14 protein-coding genes are annotated in these 18,313 nt (G+C 60.8%); 9 read left to right on the forward strand and 5 right to left on the reverse strand.

What is annotated here, in order from left to right; translation table 11 throughout:
• Positions 1–95: 95 nt before the first annotated feature.
• A complete protein-coding gene (gene cadR, locus V6L81_RS04390) occupies positions 96–545 on the reverse strand; it encodes a Cd(II)/Pb(II)-responsive transcriptional regulator (RefSeq protein ID WP_094999775.1) in 450 nt (149 codons plus the stop codon).
• A gap of 86 nt (positions 546–631) precedes the next feature.
• On the opposite strand from cadR, the gene V6L81_RS04395 reads away from it, so the two are divergent.
• The 7 genes from V6L81_RS04395 (at position 632) to V6L81_RS04425 (ending at position 9,684) form a co-directional block, all read left to right on the forward strand.
• The gene (locus V6L81_RS04395) at positions 632–2,899 is read left to right on the forward strand and encodes a heavy metal translocating P-type ATPase (RefSeq protein WP_338660499.1); all 2,268 of its coding nucleotides are present in this window, start codon (positions 632–634) and stop codon (positions 2,897–2,899) included.
• Between the two features lie 16 nt (positions 2,900–2,915).
• Positions 2,916–3,779 carry a LysR family transcriptional regulator gene (locus V6L81_RS04400; protein ID WP_095017842.1) on the forward strand — a complete coding sequence of 288 codons (864 nt, stop codon included), beginning with the start codon at positions 2,916–2,918 and terminating at the stop codon, positions 3,777–3,779.
• Positions 3,780–3,996: 217 nt separating this feature from the next.
• Positions 3,997–5,073: a putative 2-aminoethylphosphonate ABC transporter ATP-binding protein gene (locus V6L81_RS04405; protein ID WP_338660500.1), complete on the forward strand. Its 1,077-nt coding sequence runs from the start codon at positions 3,997–3,999 to the stop codon at positions 5,071–5,073.
• Between the two features lies 1 nt (position 5,074).
• On the forward strand, positions 5,075–6,799 hold the full coding sequence (locus V6L81_RS04410; protein WP_338660501.1) for a putative 2-aminoethylphosphonate ABC transporter permease subunit: 1,725 nt from the start codon (positions 5,075–5,077) through the stop codon (positions 6,797–6,799).
• Between the two features lie 38 nt (positions 6,800–6,837).
• Positions 6,838–7,860 (forward strand): putative 2-aminoethylphosphonate ABC transporter substrate-binding protein, encoded by a 1,023-nt coding sequence (locus V6L81_RS04415; RefSeq protein ID WP_094999977.1) that lies wholly within the window; start codon positions 6,838–6,840, stop codon positions 7,858–7,860.
• A 139-nt stretch (positions 7,861–7,999) separates the two neighbouring features.
• Positions 8,000–9,127 (forward strand): TIGR03364 family FAD-dependent oxidoreductase, encoded by a 1,128-nt coding sequence (locus V6L81_RS04420; protein WP_338660502.1) that lies wholly within the window; start codon positions 8,000–8,002, stop codon positions 9,125–9,127.
• Positions 9,127–9,684, forward strand: coding sequence for a phosphonate degradation HD-domain oxygenase (locus V6L81_RS04425; protein ID WP_130872170.1), 558 nt, complete (start codon positions 9,127–9,129; stop codon positions 9,682–9,684). Before V6L81_RS04420 ends, V6L81_RS04425 begins: the two co-directional genes overlap by 1 nt.
• A 106-nt stretch (positions 9,685–9,790) precedes the next feature.
• On the opposite strand, the gene V6L81_RS04430 is transcribed toward V6L81_RS04425, so the two are convergent.
• Together V6L81_RS04430 and V6L81_RS04435 are read right to left on the reverse strand one after the other, a co-directional pair.
• On the reverse strand, positions 9,791–11,155 hold the full coding sequence (locus V6L81_RS04430) for a GTPase/DUF3482 domain-containing protein (RefSeq protein ID WP_095024869.1): 1,365 nt from the start codon (positions 11,153–11,155) through the stop codon (positions 9,791–9,793).
• Complete coding sequence (locus V6L81_RS04435) at positions 11,148–12,530, reverse strand: DUF2868 domain-containing protein (protein ID WP_338660503.1); 1,383 nt, start codon at positions 12,528–12,530, stop codon at positions 11,148–11,150. The genes V6L81_RS04430 and V6L81_RS04435 overlap by 8 nt, the downstream gene beginning before the upstream one ends.
• A gap of 90 nt (positions 12,531–12,620) precedes the next feature.
• Here V6L81_RS04435 and V6L81_RS04440 point away from each other — a divergent pair, with 90 nt between their 5' ends.
• On the forward strand, positions 12,621–13,133 hold the full coding sequence (locus tag V6L81_RS04440) for a dihydrofolate reductase (RefSeq protein WP_094999782.1): 513 nt from the start codon (positions 12,621–12,623) through the stop codon (positions 13,131–13,133).
• 121 nt (positions 13,134–13,254) lie between these two features.
• Here V6L81_RS04440 and V6L81_RS04445 read toward each other — a convergent pair whose 3' ends face one another.
• Positions 13,255–14,646 (reverse strand): L-cystine transporter, encoded by a 1,392-nt coding sequence (locus V6L81_RS04445; RefSeq protein WP_083369724.1) that lies wholly within the window; start codon positions 14,644–14,646, stop codon positions 13,255–13,257.
• Positions 14,647–14,865: 219 nt separating this feature from the next.
• Here V6L81_RS04445 and V6L81_RS04450 point away from each other — a divergent pair, with 219 nt between their 5' ends.
• Positions 14,866–15,921: a haloacid dehalogenase-like hydrolase gene (locus V6L81_RS04450; RefSeq protein WP_404824651.1), complete on the forward strand. Its 1,056-nt coding sequence runs from the start codon at positions 14,866–14,868 to the stop codon at positions 15,919–15,921.
• Positions 15,922–16,131: 210 nt separating this feature from the next.
• Here the strand turns inward: V6L81_RS04450 and ilvD are convergent, their stop codons facing one another.
• A complete protein-coding gene (gene ilvD / locus V6L81_RS04455; RefSeq protein ID WP_094999784.1) occupies positions 16,132–17,979 on the reverse strand; it encodes a dihydroxy-acid dehydratase in 1,848 nt (615 codons plus the stop codon).
• Between the last annotated feature and the right edge of the window lie 334 nt (positions 17,980–18,313).

The raw sequence follows: 18,313 nt of genomic DNA on the forward strand, positions 1-18,313 counted from the left end.
ACATTCTGTAAGGGGAAAACCTGGACAGAATAGCGTTTTAGGCGCTCCGCGTCCGGCACGATTGAAGGGCCAAGGCCTGCATCGGCGCCCTGCAATCAATGCCCGTGGCTTCTGCCCACATGGCTGGGCTCGCCTTCCGGCGGGCTGACCGAGCCGCTGACTTCCAGCTGCTGCAAAATCCCGCAATGCTCCCCGTCCGGCCCCTCGCCACACTTTTGCCGCAGGTCGAGCAATTGCGCCTGCAGGGCCAGCAAACTGTCGACCCGCGCCTTGACGTGATGAATATGTTCGTCGATCAGCGCATTCACGCTTTCGCACTGGTCCTGGGGGCTGTCACGCAGGTTGAGCAGGCTGCGGATTTCTTCCAGGGTCATGTCCAGGCTGCGGCAATTGCGGATAAACGTCAGCCGCTCAACATGGGCCTGGGTGTACAAACGGTAGTTGCCTTCACTGCGCGCAGGCTCTGGCAGCAGCCCTTCGCGTTCGTAATAACGGATGGTTTCGACCTGACAGTCGGTCAATTTCGCCAGTTCGCCAATTTTCATCAAGCAGATCTCCAAAAGGATGCTTGACCCTATAGTGGCTACAGGGTCTTTACTTGGCAACAGGCACCTTTCCCGGACGCAATCTGATGAGCGATTCCATTCACGCACCGAACAAGCATGGTCACGATCACGATCACGATCACGATCACGATCACGAACATGGGCATGGCGACACGCACGCTCACGCCCATAGCTGCTGCCCTGGCGCAGCGGGACCGAGCGTCGTCAAGCTGGCCGCCGCGGCCACTGCGGGCGCGCGCCTGAGCAGCTTTCGCATTGAAGCGATGGACTGCCCCACCGAGCAGACCCTGATCCAGAACAAGCTGGGCAAGCTGGCGGGTGTGCAGCAACTGGAATTCAACCTCATCAACCGGGTATTGGGCGTGACCCACGACCTGCCGTCCGTCGGGCCGATTGTCGACGCAATCAAATCCCTCGGCATGCACGCCGAGCCCATCGATTCCGGTGCGGATGCGGCCCCGCCTGCACTGCCAGCGAAAAAACACTGGTGGCCTCTGGCCGTGGCCGGTGTGGGCGCGTTGGCGGCTGAAGTGCTGCACTTTACCGATGCTGCACCCACCTGGGTGATTGCGCTGGTGGCGCTGGTGTCGATCCTCAGCGGCGGCCTGACCACCTATAAAAAGGGCTGGATCGCCCTGAAAAACCTCAACCTGAACATCAATGCACTGATGAGCATCGCCGTGACGGGGGCCGTGCTGATCGGCCAATGGCCGGAAGCGGCGATGGTGATGTTCCTGTTTACTGTGGCCGAGCTGATCGAAGCCAAATCCCTCGATCGTGCGCGCAATGCCATCAGTGGCTTGATGCAAATGGCGCCGGACAAGGCCACCGTGCAGCAGGCGGATGGCAGCTGGATTGAGCTTGAGGTCAAAGACATCGCCCTGGGCAGCCTGGTCAGGGTACGGCCGGGCGAGCGTATCGGCCTGGACGGTGAAGTGGTAGCGGGCAACTCCACAGTCGATCAGGCGCCGATCACCGGTGAAAGCCTGCCCATCGAGAAAGCGCTGGGCGACAAAGTCTTCGCGGGCACCATCAACCAGTCCGGCGCCCTGGAATACCGGGTGACGGCAGCGGCCAACAACTCGACCCTGGCGCGGATCATTCACGCTGTAGAGCAGGCCCAGGGCGCCCGGGCACCGACCCAGCGTTTCGTCGACAGCTTCGCGAAAATCTATACCCCGCTGGTGTTTGCCTTTGCCCTGGCAGTGGCGGTGATCCCGCCGTTGTTTATGGGCGGCGTATGGTTTGACTGGATCTACCGTGCGCTGGTGTTACTGGTGGTGGCGTGCCCTTGTGCGCTGGTGATTTCGACGCCGGTAACCATCGTCAGCGGCCTGGCGGCTGCGGCCCGCAAGGGGATTTTGGTCAAGGGCGGGGTGTACCTGGAAGGCGGCCACAAGCTCGACTTCCTGGCCCTGGACAAGACCGGCACCATCACCCACGGCAAACCGGTGCAAACCGATTACCTGCCCCTTGATCCGCTGTTCACTGACAGCGCGGTGCTGTTGGCCGCCAGCCTTGCAAGCCGTTCCGATCATCCGGTGTCGCTGGCTGTGGCTAATGCTGCTGTGGATAAGAATCTGCCTTTGAGTGCTGTGGATAACTTCACCGCGCTGGCGGGACGCGGAGTGCGTGGCGAAATCGACGGCAAGCTCTACCACCTGGGCAATCACCGCCTGGTTGAAGAATTGGGCCTGTGCTCTCCTGAACTCGAGACAGAGCTGTTTGCGCTGGAAGAACAGGGCAAAACCGTGATCTTGCTGTGCGACAGCGCAGGCCCGCTGGCGCTGTTCGCCGTGGCAGACACAGTCAAGCAAACCAGCCGTGAAGCGATCCGCGAGTTGCATGAGTTGGGCATCAAGACCCTGATGCTGACCGGCGATAATCCTCACACGGCCAACGCCATTGCCGCCCAGGTCGGTATCGACGAAGCCCAGGGCAACCTGCTCCCGGAAGACAAGCTCAAGGCGATCGAAGCGCTGTATGCCAAGGGCCATCATGTAGGCATGGTGGGCGACGGCATTAATGACGCTCCGGCCCTGGCCCGTGCCGAGATCGGTTTTGCCATGGCCGCGGCAGGTACGGATACCGCGATCGAGACCGCCGATGTTGCCCTGATGGACGACGATCTGCGCAAGATACCGGCTTTTATTCGCCTGTCACGGCAGACCTCCAGCATCCTGAAACAGAACATTGCCTTGGCATTGGTCATCAAGGCGATCTTTCTTGCGGTAACCTTCCTCGGTTTGGCCACCATGTGGATGGCCGTGTTTGCCGACATGGGCGTCAGCCTGTTGGTGGTGTTCAACGGTTTGCGCCTGTTGCGCAAATAGATCAAGAGGGGCTGTTGTGCTGAGTGCCGAGCTGAAAGCGTTTTACCGGGTGGCCCAACTGGGCAGCATTACTCAGGCCGCCAAAAAGCTCGGGCTGAGCCAGCCGACTGTGACCACGCAAATCCGCAATCTCGAAAGCCAGTACGGTGTAGAGCTGTTTTACCGTGGCGGCCGGCGCCTGACCCTCAGCGATGACGGCGTACGCCTGCTGCCGATGGTCAAGGCGTTGCTGCAGCAAGAAGCCGATATCGAATTCTTTTTGCGCAACAGCGGCCAGGGCACCGGCATGCTGCGCATTGCCGCGACCGCGCCGTATTACATCCTGGATCTGGTTAAAGCCTTTCGCGAACGCTTGCCGCAGATCGAGGTGGCGGTGGATATCGGCAACTCCCAGCAGGTGCTGGAGGCACTGGACGAATACCGGGTCGATATCGCGGCTTCCTCACAACTGGTGGAAGACCCGCGCCTGATCCGCCGCGTCCTGGGTGCCGATCCGCTGGTGCTGGCGGTGCATCGCAATCACCCACTGGCCAAGCTAGAGCATGTACCGCTCAGTGCGCTGGCCGGGCATTGCTTGTTGATGCGTGAGCAAGGTTCGACCACGCGCCAGTTGACCGAAGACCTGCTGGCCAATGCCGGGGTGAGTTTTGGTCCGCTGCTGGAAATTGGCAGCCGGGAGTCGATCCGCGAAGCGGTGCTGCGCAATATCGGCATCAGCATCATCGCTCGCCAGGAAGTACCTCATGACCCGCAGTTACGGGTACTGACCCTTGAGAATGCGCCAGTGATCCATGAGTACCTGTACTGCCTCAAAGAGCGAAAAGCCGCGCGTTTGCCGGCGGCGTTTCTGGGGCTGGCGCAGGAAATGGCCCCGGCCTGACCACAACCACTGTGGGAGCGGGCTTGCTCGCGATGCAGACGATGCGGTGTGTCAGGCAAAACGCGGTAAGGCCATCGCGAGCAAGCCCGCTCCCACAATGACCCTGCACCCATACCCAAATCCACCAATACCACTATCGGCTGCTTTGGCCTTGCTGCCACATCTTGTACGCATTGCATCTCTAGGATGGCCCTTATCTGCTTGATGAGGTGCATCCATGAACAGCTCGAACACAACCGCTTTTACCCAGCCCGGCGTGCCGATGAAGGTGCGCAATGTGAGCAAGCGCTTTGGCGCCTTTACCGCGCTGGATAACGTCTCGCTGGAGGTGGCTGCAGGCGAGCTGGTGTGTCTGCTCGGCCCGTCCGGTTGCGGCAAGACCACGCTGTTGCGTTGTATCGCAGGCCTGGAGCATCAGGACAAGGGCGCACTGTACCTGGGTGATCGCGATGTCTCCGAGCTGGCGCCGCAGGCCCGTGATTACGGGATTCTGTTTCAGTCCTATGCTTTGTTCCCAAATCTGACTGTTGAGGCCAACATTGCCTACGGCCTGGCTGGCAGCAATCGTGAGGTGGTGCGCAAGCGCGTCGGCGACATGCTGGAGTTGGTGGGCCTGACCGGCAGCGAAAAGAAATTCCCGGGTCAGCTTTCCGGTGGCCAGCAGCAGCGGGTCGCCCTGGCCCGTGCCCTGGCGCCATCGCCGTCTCTGCTATTACTCGACGAGCCAATGTCGGCCCTGGATGCCCGCGTCCGTGAGCATTTATGTACCGAACTGCGCCAATTGCAGCGCAGCCTGGGCATCACCACGCTGATGGTCACCCACAATCAGGACGAAGCCATGCTGATGGCCGACCGTATTGCTGTGATGAACAACGGCAAGGTCGAGCAGTACGCCACCCCGCAAGAAATCTACAACAAGCCGGCCACGCCGTTTGTCGCCGAATTTGTGGGGCAGGGCAACTGGCTACCGTTTTTGCGCAACAGTGCCACCCACGCTCAGGTCGGCGGCATGAACATGCGCCTGGCAGATGACGCTGGCCGCGCCGCCTCGGGGCGTTTGTTCTGCCGTCCCGAAGCCATCAGCGTCAATCCGGTACTGCATCAGGAAAACCTGTTCCCGGCCCGGGTTCGGGAAATTACCTTTCTTGGCAATCGCTGCCGCATGAGCTTCGAACTCAACCACCTGCCGGGTCATGCCCTGACGGCCGAAGTCGGCAGTCAGGACCTGCCGCGCCTTGGCACACCGGATATTTTTGTCGCCCTGCCACCCGGCAGCCTGCAGGTGTTTGCCTGACATGGCCGCTGAAATGGCCCTGCCATTGCCCGGCAAAATGTCCCGCCAAGCCAGCAGAGCGGAACTCGGTGACCGTATCTTCGTGGTCGGCGGCAAGCTGCTGTTACTGCTGTTGTTGAGCGTGGCGGTGCTGATGCCGTTGCTGGCTATCTTCTGGCGCGGCTTCAGTGCCGAAGACGGCCAGGGCGGCGGCTGGGTCGCGGCGCGAGAACTGGTCACCAGCGCCAACTTTCACTGGCTACTGGGTAATAGCCTTAAGGTTTCCCTCAGCGTGGCGGCCATCGTCGTACCGCTGGCGTATCTGTTTGCCTACGCCCTGCAAAGGACTATGATCCCCGGCAAACGCATCTGGCGCGGGTTGTCGTTGCTGCCACTGATGGCACCTTCAATGCTGCCGGGCATCGCGCTGGTGTATCTGTTTGGTAACCAGGGCATGTTACGTGGGCTGGTTAGCGACAATATCTACGGCTTCTGGGGCATCGTTCTCGGTGAGGCCATCTACACCTTCCCGCACGCCTTGATGATTTTGCTGTCGGCTTTGTCTCTGGCCGATGCACGTTTGTTTGACGCTGCATCGAGCATGGGGGCCGGGCCTTTCAAGGCCTTTCGCAGCATTACCTGGCCGGGCACCAAACAGGCCGTGTTTGCCGCGTTCTGCCTGGTCTTCACCCTGACCATCACCGACTTCGGTGTGCCCGTGGTGGTGGGTGGCGACTATCAGGTGCTGGCGCTTGAAGCCTACAAGGCCGTGGTCGGCCAGCAGCAATTCGGTCGCGGCGCCTTGATCGGCATGGTCCTGCTGTTGCCTGCGCTGTTCAGTTTCGGCGTTGATGCCTGGCTGCGCCGCCAGCATGGCGATTCGATGAGTGGCCGCGCCCAAGTGTTCAAACCCGTGCCGTCGAAGGGCCGTGACCGCTGTTATCTGGCCATTGTGCTGCTGATTTGCGCCACCCTGCTGCTGGTCTTCGGGATGGCGGTGTACTCGTCGCTGGTCAAGTTCTGGCCATATAACCTGTCGCTATCGCTCAACCACTACCAGTTCAACGACACCGCAGGCGGCGGCTGGCTGGCCTATCGCAACAGTGTAACGATGGCGCTGTGTACGGCGGTGATTGGCAGTCTGGTGATCTTCACCGGCGCCTATCTGATGGAGAAAACCAGAAGCCAGAAAGGCCTCAACCTGGCCCTGCGCATGCTCAGCTTTGTACCGATGGCCGTGCCGGGGCTGGTGCTGGGACTGGGCTACGTGTTCTTTTTCAACCTGCCGGGCAACCCGCTGCATGTGCTCTACGGCAGCATGACCCTGCTGGTGGCCTGCACCATTGCGCATTATTTGACCACTGCACAAATGACTGCGACCACGGCCCTGCGCCAGCTCGACGGCGAATTCGAAGCCGCCGCACTGTCGCTCAAGGCGCCGCTCTATCGCCATTACTGGCGCGTCACCGTGCCGATCTGTCTACCCGCACTGCTGGACATCATGCGCTACCTGTTTGTCTCGGCGATGACCACCGTGTCGGCGGCGATCTTCCTTTACAGCCCCGACACCATCCTCGCGGCGGTGGCGGTGCTGAACATGGACGACGCCGGCAACGTTGGCGGCGCGGCGGCGATGTCGACCCTGATCCTGTTCACTTCGGCGGGTATGTCCTTGCTGCTGGCATGGGCTTCGCGCGGTTTGCTGCGCCGCTCCCAGGCCTGGCGCCAGGGTGCGCCCGCGCAATAACAACAACCCTGCCCCTACACCCCAAAAGGAACCGCACCATGTTCAAGCCTCTTGCTCTTGCCGCTGCTGTCCTCACTGCTTTTAGCTTCAATGCGTTCGCTGCCAAAACTGAACTGACCGTGTACACGGCCCTGGAAGCCGAACAGCTCAAGACCTACAAGCAGGCCTTTGAAAAGGCCAACCCGGACATTGAGATCAAGTGGGTGCGCGATTCCACGGGCATCATCACCGCCAAGCTGCTGGCGGAAAAAGCCCGTCCGCAAGCAGATGCGGTGTGGGGCCTGGCGGCATCCAGCCTGGCGATCCTCGACCAGCAGGGCATGCTGCAAAGCTACGCCCCCAGGGACCTGGCCAAGATCGGCGGCAACTACCGCGATGCAGCCAACCCGCCGGCCTGGGTGGGCATGGACGTGTGGGCCGCGACCATTTGCTTCAACACCATCGAGGCGGAAAAACAGGGCCTGAGCAAGCCGGTGAGCTGGCAGGACCTGACCAAGCCTGAATACAAGGGCAAAATCGTGATGCCCAACCCGGCCTCGTCCGGCACCGGCTTTCTGGATGTGAGCGCCTGGCTGCAGACCTTCGGCGAGAAACAGGGCTGGCAATTTATGGACGACCTGCACCAGAACATCGGCCAGTACGTTCATTCAGGTTCCAAGCCTTGCAAGCTGGCAGCTGCGGGGGAATTCCCGATCGGTATCTCCTTTGAATACCCGGCCGTACAGCTCAAGCGTCAGGGGGCACCGCTGGATATCGTGTTGCCTAAAGAAGGCCTGGGTTGGGAAATCGAAGCGACGGCTGTAATCAAGGGGACGCCGCACGAAGAGGCAGCAAAAAAGCTGGCTGACTTCTCCGCAAGCCCCGCGGCGATGGAGCTTTATAAAGAGAACTTCGCGGTACTCGCCCAGCCCGGCATCGCCAAGCCACAGACCGAGCTGCCAGCCGACTACGAGCAGCGCCTGATCAAGAACGACTTCGCCTGGGCCTCACAGAACCGCGACAGCATCCTGGCCGAGTGGCGCAAACGCTATGACGGCAAGTCCGAGAAAGCGGCGCAGTAGTTTTGTAGCCACAAAAGACCTGTGGGAGCGGGCTTGCCCGCGATTGGATCGCTGCGGTTGGACAGCCGCACCGCGGCGCTTGTATCGCGAGCAAGCCCGCTCCCACAAGGGAAGTGAAGTTGCCCTTCAGGACATCGTGATGACTCAACCAATCCTTATCGTCGGCGCCGGCATTCTGGGCTTGTCCCACGCCTACGCCGCTGCAAGACGCGGTCTCAAGGTACGCGTCTTCGAGCGCACCGCCACGCCACTGGGCGCCTCGGTGCGCAATTTTGGCCAGGCGCTGGTCACCGGCCAACCACCGGGCGTGATGCTCGATCTGGCCCGTGCCAGCCGCGACATTTGGGCAGTCTGGGCGCAGCGCGCAGGCTTTGATCTCAAGCGCAACGGCTCGTACCTGTTCGCCCGCACCGAAGCCGAAGAGCACTTGCTTGAGGCGTTCTGCCAAGGTCGTGCACGCGAGCTCGGCTACCGCGCCGAATTATTGCGCGGTGCAGAAATGGATGCGCTTTACGGTGGCCAGTTCAGCCATCATCGCGCCGCTTTGCATGGCCTTGACGACCAGCAGGTGTATTCACGCGAAGCCATTCCGGCCCTTATCAACTATTTGCAGTGTGAGCTGGGCGTCGAATTTCATTTTTCGACCCTGGTGCGCGAGGTCGAACCCGGTCAGGTCCATACCACGGCGGGGAGTTTCAAGGGTTCGCAGGTGATTGTGTGCTCGGGGCACGATTACCTGACCCTGCTGGCCGAGCCACTGGCCCGGCTCAACCCGAAGATCTGTCGCCTGCAAATGCTGCGCGTGCGGCCCAAGGTCAACTTGAGGCTGCAACACGCCCTGCTGACCGGCCTGAGCTGTGTGCATTACGGCGCTTTTGCCGACTTGCCCGAAACGGCGCCAGTGCAGGCCGAAATCCTGCGTGACAGCCCGCATCTGGAGCAGCACGGCATTCACCTGCTGATCAGCCCGACACCTTATGGTGATTTGATCGTCGGCGATTCTCATGATTACAGTGAGGATCCCTCACCCTTCAACGGCGAACAGGTGGATAACTGGATGCTGCAACTGTGCGAAGACACACTGGGCTGTGAAGTGCAGGTGGTCGAGCGCTGGCAGGGCGTCTATGGTGCCAGGGGGGCCAGGCCATTCACCTGGCTGCAGGTGGCGCCCGGCTTGAATGCGGCGCTGATGCACACCGGCGTGGGCATGAGCGTGGGCCCGGCGATGGCCGAGGGCAATATCGCCCGGATGCTGGAGGAGATGTGATGACACACGCACAGCAAGTGGTTGAAGACATTTTTGGTTTGTACCGGCAATACGGTACCGATGATTACATCGGCGAGCCGGTGTCACAGATCGAGCATATGTCCCAGGCCGCGCAGCTTGCGCTGGATGAAGGTTATGACGATGAAGTGGTGTTGGCCGCGTTCTTTCACGATATCGGGCACTTTTGCGTCAATGATGCGAAGAACATGGATGGATACGGTGTAGTCAGCCATGAGCGGGTGGGCGCCGATTATCTGCGCCGTGCCGGGTTTAGCGAGCGGCTGGCCAAACTGGTGGAATACCACGTACAGGCCAAGCGTTACCTGACTTTGCGTCAGCCGGGGTATTTCGATTTGTTGAGTGAGGCGAGCATTCGCACCCTGGGTTATCAGGGCGGGGTGATGAGCGAGGCCGAGGCGGATGCCTTCGAGCAGGACCCGTTGTGCGGGTTGAGCCTGCGCATGCGGGTGTGGGATGAACAGGCCAAGCAGATGCATGTGCCAGTTATCGACCTGCAAATCCTCAAGGCCAAAGCCGTCCGCCTGTTAGAGGGTTAAGTACCCATTCTTGTGGGAGCGAGCCTGCTCGCGAAACAAACGACGCGGTGTATCAGTGATGATCCAATCGCGAGCAGGCTCGCTCCCACGGGGGGTAAGCCGGTACTTAGATCTGCCCGGCCAACAACTCAATCTGCTCCTGACGCTCAGCCTGGCTCAACTTCGGATGCGGGTTGAGCGACGACCATTGCGGGTGCGCCCGCGCCTTGTTCAGGGCTTCGGGCAGTTTGCCTTCGCGCCAGGTCTTGTCCTGCGGGGTGGCGACCTTGATGCTGTCCACCGCCGCATGCCCGCGAGCATTGAGAGCGTGCAGCAATTGCCGTTGGCGCAACGCCAGCAGGCGTAACACGCTGTCGTCCACGGTCAACTCGCGCTGGCCCTTGAACTTGCCCAGCAAGCGGCTGCCGTAGCTGCGCGCGGTTTGCAGCGCACCGCCGGCAATGGCCCCGGCCAGCGCCGCCGCGCCCAGCGTCAGGCCGCCCACCATCAAGTCCACGCCAGCCCCGGCCGCAGCCCCTGCGGCAATCCCGCTACCGACCCGCACGCCCAGATGCTTGAGCGTCTCGGGGTTGAACAAGTCATCGCCCCAGCGCCCGTCGAGCAGCGGCAAGTCGCTGGCCGCCGCATCGCTGGTGCGAAAACCGTACAGCTTGAGCAGGGCTTCTACGCAGCGTTGCTCGCGTTGGCGAATCGTTTCGCGCAACTGCTGGGTAGCTTGTTGTTCGGCGGTTTTTTCGCTGGCCACGCTGCGTCGGCAAGCGGCGCAGTCGATCAGCAGTTCGGCAATCAGGCGCAGGGCGCTGTGCTTGCGGGCTTCACGCTGGGCCTCCTGGTCGGTAATCAGTCGTTGCAGCGCGCCCCGCGAATGCTCCAGCAGCAGCGCCAGGCTTTCATATAAACGGCGTTCGCCATCTTCGGGCGGGGCCACGCTGTCGAAGCGTACCAGTGCATGCAGGCCCAGACGGGCCAGGGCTTCGCGCCACTCGGGCTCGCGGTGCTGCGGGCTGCTGACAAAGTTGAGCACCGGCAGCAGCGGTTTGCCACAACTGGCCAGTACGCTGAGTTCGTCGCGGTACTTGGCCAGCACCGGCTCGCGGGCGTCGATCACATACAGTCCGGCGTCCGAGGCCAGCAGTTGGCGTAACACTTTGGCTTCCTGCTCAAAGCGCTGGCGCGCCTCGCTGCCTTCGAGAAAACGCGCGACCCGCGCCGGGCCATCCAGGCGTTCACCGGGGTGGTCGAGGCGCTCAAGGTAGTCGAGCAGGGCGATGGCATCTTCCAGCCCCGGCGTGTCGTACAGCTCCAGCAACGGCTCGCCGTCGACCGACAGCCGTGCGCCTTCGACATGGCGCGTGGTGCTGGGACGATGGGACACTTCACCAAAACCGACATCTCGGGTCAGGGTCCGCAGCAACGAGGTTTTGCCGACATTGGTATGGCCCACCACGGCCAGCGTCAGTGGCTTAGTCATGGCCTGTCTCCAGCCAGTTCAGGGGGGCGCTGGCGGCGAACGGTAAACCCAGTTTCTCCAGCGCCGTGTGCCAGTCGCCCAGGCGATCAGCGTCCAGTGCCTGGCCGGGGGGGGCTTGCAGTAGCCATATGCGGGTTTCGCGGGCACTGCGGGCCAGTTCGCCGATCAGCGCCAGGCTGCCACGGTCCGGCGAGCGTCGCGGGTCGCAGGCAATGGCCAGGCGCGCCGGGGGGAAACGGGTCATTTGTTCGAGCAGTTTTTGCCTGGATTCGCGGCTGTCGAGAATGCCCGCATCCTTGACCGTAGCCGGCAACGTGGGTGGCCAAGGGTGTTGATCGTCCAGCTCGATGGCCACGATCAAGGCGCCATCGGTGTGCAGGTCGCTGTGCCCGGCCTGCACGTTATGCAACTGCCCGGGGGCTATGTCATTTACGCCCAGGCGCTCGCTGCTGGGCATCAGACGCTCGCGCAGCTGGCTGTAACCGGGCAGATTAAGGTCAAGTTGCAGTGCGTTGCGCCCGGCATTCCAGCGCCACAGGCAGAATGCCGCCAGTAGCAGACGCGGAATCACCCCGTAAATAAGGACCACGCCCACCAGCCAGACTGCCCATGCCTGACGCACCAGTTCATTGTCATAGAGGTTGGTGTCGTTGCTGATGCGGATCATCTCCACGGTGGGTACGCTCATGCCCAGCCAGTTGGGCAGGGCGCCAAGGGCGCGGGTGGCGGCGACAAACACATCGGCACCAAGAATCGTGGTTTCCCAGATAAACCCGTAACGGCGGGTGGCCATTAGCAGCAGCATCATCACCAACGCGCTGAGCATCGCCAGCAACCACAGGACGTTGACCAGCGTGCCGAGTGCCCAGCGATTGAGCTTGCGCCGTTGCAGCAACAGCAATAAGGCGGGGGCCAGTTGTGCGGCCTTGGCGTCGCGGGCGAGTTTTTCGCTGAGCCACAGCCACAGGCGGCCGAGGCTGGCGCCGTGTTCACCGGCAAACAGCAGGCCCAGCGCCCAGCTCAACAGCAGGATCATATTGAGGCCAAGCAGGCTGCCCAGCGCCCAGAACACATTGACCGGGGTTTGCCCGTTGCCCAGGGCGGCAAAGGCCAGCCCGGCGCCGCTGAGCACCGCCAGTACGGCCAATACCAGCAGCGCCAGCCGCGCACCTTGCAGCCAGTGCTGCATGGCGGCGAGCAAGCCATCCCGTTCCGCCAGCCAGAGGGCGCGGTTTTGCAGGCGTGTGGGCAGGTCGCCGGCGCTGGTGCGGGCGCGCCGATTGGCTTCAAGATCGTCCAGCGGGCCGGCGTGTTCTTCGCGCAGACGCACGGTCTCGGTCAGCCAGAGGCGTTGTAATGGGGAAAGTTGATTCACAGGCCAGTCCATTCAAGTGAGCCATGAGCATAACCGCTGTTAGTCAGGCAGGGTACTGTCGGCGCGGGTGGCTCTGGTATCCTCGGCGCCATGAAAAAAACACTCCCCCTTAGCCTGATCGCGGCACTCGCTGAAAACCGCGTGATTGGCGTCGACAACAGCATGCCGTGGCATTTGCCAGCGGATTTCAAATACTTCAAGGCCACCACCCTGGGCAAGCCGATCATCATGGGGCGCAAGACTTGGGATTCGCTGGGCCGCCCGTTGCCGGGCCGACTTAATCTGGTGGTCAGTCGTCAGACCGGCTTGCAGCTTGAAGGTGCCGAGGTATTTGCATCCCTTGAGGCGGCTGTGGAGCGTGCCGAGGCGTGGGCAATCGAGCAAGGCGTCAGTGAAGTGATGCTGATTGGCGGCGCGCAGTTGTACACCCAGGGATTGGTGGATGCCGACCGGTTGTACCTGACGCGAGTGGGCCTGAGCCCGGAAGGCGATGCGTGGTTCCCTGAGTTTGATCAGGCGCAGTGGAAACGGGTATCAGAGGAATTGCACGAGGCTGCAGAGGGCAAGCCGGCGTTCAGTTTTGAGGTGTGGGAAAGGGCTTAGTTACAAAAAGCCCCTCACCCCAACCCTCTCCCGGAGGGAGAGGGGGCTGATCTGTGGTGTTACGCAAATCTGCTTTTGTCTTTAGTCCCCTCTCCCTCCGGGAGAGGGTTAGGGCAAGCTTTTAGGCGTGCGCCAGATCACCATGATCGTCTTCAGCCAGGATGGCCTTGTCGGTCTGGTGCAGGATCTGGCTGGTGACGGTGCCTGCCACCATCGAACCGCTGACGTTCAGTGCCGTACGGCCCATGTCGATCAGGGGCTCGACCGAAATCAGCAATGCCACCAGCGACACCGGCAATCCCATGGCCGGCAACACGATCAGTGCAGCGAAGGTTGCACCACCGCCCACACCGGCCACGCCTACCGAACTCAAGGTCACGATGGCCACCAGCGATGCGATCCACACAGGGTCCAGCGGGTTGATGCCCACGGTCGGGGCAACCATCACCGCCAGCATGGCCGGGTACAGACCGGCACAGCCGTTCTGGCCAATGGTCGCGCCAAACGAAGCGGCAAAGCTGGCGATCGAAGACGGAATGCCCAGGCGTCGGGTTTGCGCTTCGATGCTCAACGGGATGCTGGCCGCGCTCGAACGGCTGGTGAAAGCAAAGGTCAGAACCGGCCATACCTTGCGGAAGAAGCGCAGCGGGTTAACCCCGGAAAACGACACGATCACGCCGTGAATCACAAACATCAGCGCCAGGGCGATGTAGGACACCACCACAAAGCTGCCGAGTTTGATGATGTCCTGCACGTTGGACATGGCGACCACTTTGGTCATCAAGGCCAGTACGCCGTAGGGGGTCAGTTTCATCACCAGGCGCACCAGGCGCATCACCCAGGCTTGCAGGGTGTCGATGGCGCTGAGGATCTTGCCGCCTTTTTCCGGCTCGTCCTTGAACAGCTGCAACGCGGCGATGCCCAGGAATGCCGCGAAAATCACCACGCTGATGATCGAGGTCGGCTTGGCACGGGCCAGGTCGGCAAACGGGTTTTGCGGGATAAACGACAGCAGCAGTTGTGGCACGTTCAGGTCCGACACCTTGCCCGCGTAGTCGCTCTGGATCACTTGCAGGCGGCTCATTTCTGCAGCACCGGCCACCAGGCCATCGGCGGTGAGGCCGAACAGGTTGGTCAGGCCGATACCGATCAGTGCCGCGATCATGGTGGTAAACAGCAATGTGCCGATGGTCAGGAAGCTGATCTTGCCGAGGGACGAAGCGTTATGCAGACGGGCTACGGCGCTGAGGATCGAGGCGAATACCAGCGGTATCACGATCATTTGCAGCAATTGCACGTAGCCACTGCCGACCAGGTCGAACCAGCCAATGGAGGCTTTCAGTGTCGGGCTGTCTGTACCGTAGGTCAGGTGCAGGCACAGGCCGAAGACCACGCCTATAACCAGTGCCAGCAAGACTTTTTTCGCCAGGCTCCACGCAGTGTGGCGGGTCAGCGACAAGCCGAACAGCAACGCGAGGAACACCAGCAGATTGAGGATCAGCGGGAAATTCATGAAAGCTCCGAGGGGACGACTTGTACCAGTCTTGGATGTAACTATTGCGAACCGGAAATCGTAACAGGTTGATATATCTACAAATATACCGATGTGGAATGACAACCAAGGTTTTTGGAATAAGCAGGTGACGCAGACAGGACGATGATAGTCGTGCCCAAGCCAAAAACTGTCATACAGGTTTGTTAGCGTCTGTGCTTTTGACTAGGAGCATAGCTGATGAACCTGACCGCCAAGCTGACAGCGTTAACTCTGTGTATGGGGCTTGCGGGCCAGGTGTTGGCCACAGAACTCAAACACTGGCCCGCCGATCAGGCCAGGCAACTGGACGCCATGATTGCGGCCAACGCGAACAAGGGTAATTTCGCGGTCTTTGACATGGATAACACCAGCTACCGCAACGATCTGGAAGAAGCGCTGCTGCCGTTTATGGAAAACAAGGGCCTGATCACCCGTGACAGTCTCGACCCGTCGCTCAAACTGATCCCGTTCAAAGACACTGCCGAACATAAAGAAAGCCTGTTCAGTTACTACTATCGCTTGTGCGAAGTGGACGACATGGTGTGTTACCCGTGGGTGGCCCAGGTGTTTTCCGGCTTTACCCTGCAACAGCTCAAGGGTTACGTGGATGAGCTGATGGCCTCGGGCAAACCGGTGCCAGTGACTTACTTCGAGGGGGATGTGGTCAAGACCTCCGAGGTTCAGCCGCCCAAGGTGTTTACCGGACAGGTCGAACTGTTCAACAAACTGATGGAAAACGGCATTGAGGTCTATGTCATGACCGCGGCTTCGGAAGAGCTGGTGCGCATGGTCGCGGCCGATCCCAAGTACGGTTACAACGTCAAACCGCAAAACGTGATTGGCGTGAGTACGCTGCTCAAGGACCGCAAAACTGGTGAGCTGACCACTGCCCGCAAACAGATCAGCGCCGGTACATACAACGAGAAAGCCAACCTGGGGCTGGAGTTGACCCCTTATCTGTGGACTCCGGCGACATGGATGGCGGGCAAGCAGGCGGCGATCCTGACCTATATCGACCAGTGGAAAAAGCCGGTGCTGGTGGGCGGCGGTACGCCGTCCAGTGATGGCTATATGCTATTTCACGGCGTGGACGTGGCCAAGGGCGGGGTGCACTTGTGGATCAACCGCAAAGACAAATACATGGCGCAACTGGAAGGCATGATGGCCAAGAATGCGGCGGCGCAAGCCAAAGAGGGGTTGCCGGTAACGGCGGATAAAAACTGGGTAATCGTCAAGCCGGATCAGATCCAGTAGTGACGTAGCAGCTGCCGAGGGACGAAGGCTGCGTTCGGCGACGTAGTCGTCGTAAACCTGAGTCTTCAATATTTCTGATGTACCGAAGTGTCTGATTTCACGACGGCTTTGCCGCCGAACGCAGCCTCGTTCCTACGGCAACTGCTACAGAGTTGGTGTATGAACCAAAAATCCCGGCACATGGCCGGGATTTTTGTTCAACGTATTGGCTTATGGCACCAATTTGTCCAACAGCGCTTTATCACGCACCGCGCCCTTGTCGGCGCTGGTGGCCAGCAACGCGTAGGCCTTGAGGGCCGTGGTGACTTTGCGCGGACGCACTTCCACCGGCTTCCAGCCTTTCTTGTCTTGCTCGGCACGACGGGCTGCCATCTCTTCGTCGCTGATCAACAGGTTGATCGAACGGTTCGGGATGTCGATCAGCACTTTGTCGCCGTCCTGCACCAGGCCAATCGCGCCACCAGCGGCTGCTTCCGGTGAAGCATGACCGATGGACAGGCCCGAAGTACCGCCCGAGAAACGACCGTCGGTGAGCAGCGCACAGGCTTTGCCCAGGCCTTTGGATTTCAGGTACGACGTCGGGTAGAGCATCTCTTGCATACCCGGGCCGCCTTTAGGGCCTTCGTAACGGATGATCACGATGTCGCCGGCCTGTACTTCGTCCGCCAGAATGCCGCGCACGGCGCTGTCCTGGCTTTCGAAGATCTTGGCGTTGCCTTCGAACACGTGGATCGACTCGTCGACGCCCGCGGTTTTAACCACGCAACCATCCAGAGCGATGTTGCCGTACAGCACGGCCAGGCCGCCTTCTTGCGAGTAGGCATGCTCGACACTGCGGATGCAGCCGTTTTCACGGTCGTCGTCGAGGGTGTCCCAGCGGGTCGACTGGCTGAACGCGGTTTGCGTCGGGATACCGGCCGGGCCTGCACGGAAGAACGTGTGCACGGCTTCGTCGTCAGTCTGGGTGATGTCCCATTTGGCGATGCCTTCGGCCATGGTCTTGCTGTGTACGGTCGGCAAATCGGTGTGCAGCAGGCCGCCGCGGGCCAACGAGCCAAGGATGGAAAAAATACCACCGGCGCGGTGAACGTCTTCCATATGGTACTTCTGGATGTTCGGCGCCACTTTGCACAGCTGCGGCACATGACGTGACAGGCGGTCGATGTCTTTAAGGTCGAAGTCGATTTCGGCTTCTTGGGCCGCAGCCAGCAAGTGCAGGATGGTGTTGGTCGAACCGCCCATGGCGATGTCCAGCGTCATGGCGTTTTCGAACGCCTTGAAGTTGGCGATATTGCGCGGCAATACCGACTCGTCGTTCTCGACGTAGTACTGGCGGCACAGATCAACGATGGTGCGTCCGGCTTGCAGGAACAATTGTTCGCGGTCGCTGTGGGTGGCCAGTGCCGAGCCGTTGCCCGGCAAGGCCAGACCCAGGGCTTCGGTCAGGCAGTTCATTGAGTTGGCAGTGAACATGCCGGAGCACGAACCGCACGTCGGGCAAGCGCTGCGCTCGTACTCGGCAACCTTCTCGTCAGAAGCGCTGGAGTCGGCGGCGATCACCATGGCGTCTACCAGATCCAGACCGTGGCTGGCGAGCTTGGTCTTGCCTGCTTCCATCGGCCCGCCGGAAACGAAAATCACCGGGATGTTGAGGCGCAAGGAGGCCATCAGCATGCCAGGGGTGATCTTGTCGCAGTTGGAGATGCACACAATGGCGTCGGCGCAGTGGGCGTTGACCATGTATTCCACGGAGTCGGCGATGATCTCGCGGCTAGGCAGCGAGTACAGCATGCCGTCATGGCCCATGGCGATGCCGTCGTCGACGGCAATGGTGTTGAATTCTTTGGCAACGCCGCCTGCGCGCTCGATCTCGCGGGCTACCAGCTGGCCCATGTCCTTGAGGTGGACGTGGCCGGGTACGAACTGGGTGAAGGAGTTGGCAATGGCGATGATCGGCTTTTTAAAGTCGGCATCTTTCATCCCCGTGGCGCGCCACAAAGCGCGGGCACCGGCCATGTTGCGGCCATGGGTGGAGGTTTTCGAACGATAGTCAGGCATGGAGCAACTCCGGGCGGCTAATCAGGTAACAAACAGGGAAGTGAGCTTCTAATGACAGGCGGATCACACAGAAAATGACCACGTATCCGCGAGTTGCCGTAAACGCTGCGGGATCGCCGCGCGTCTGGGCTTGAGCTCATAAACCCGCCGGGGATGATTGGCGATGAATGCGTCGATTCTACACGGCTGGCGGCGGGAGGGAATGGGCCCGAGGGTTGCGCCAGGGTACAAATGAGCGACTTGGGATACTGCATGAGGCAATCAGCTCTAGTAAGGCCTGGCCTGCTTTTGTGTGGGAAAGAACTATTTTTAATAAGTGGCACGACCATTTAAC

It is taken from the genome of Pseudomonas bubulae (genome assembly GCF_037023725.1).
GTDB lineage: Bacteria > Pseudomonadota > Gammaproteobacteria > Pseudomonadales > Pseudomonadaceae > Aquipseudomonas > Aquipseudomonas bubulae.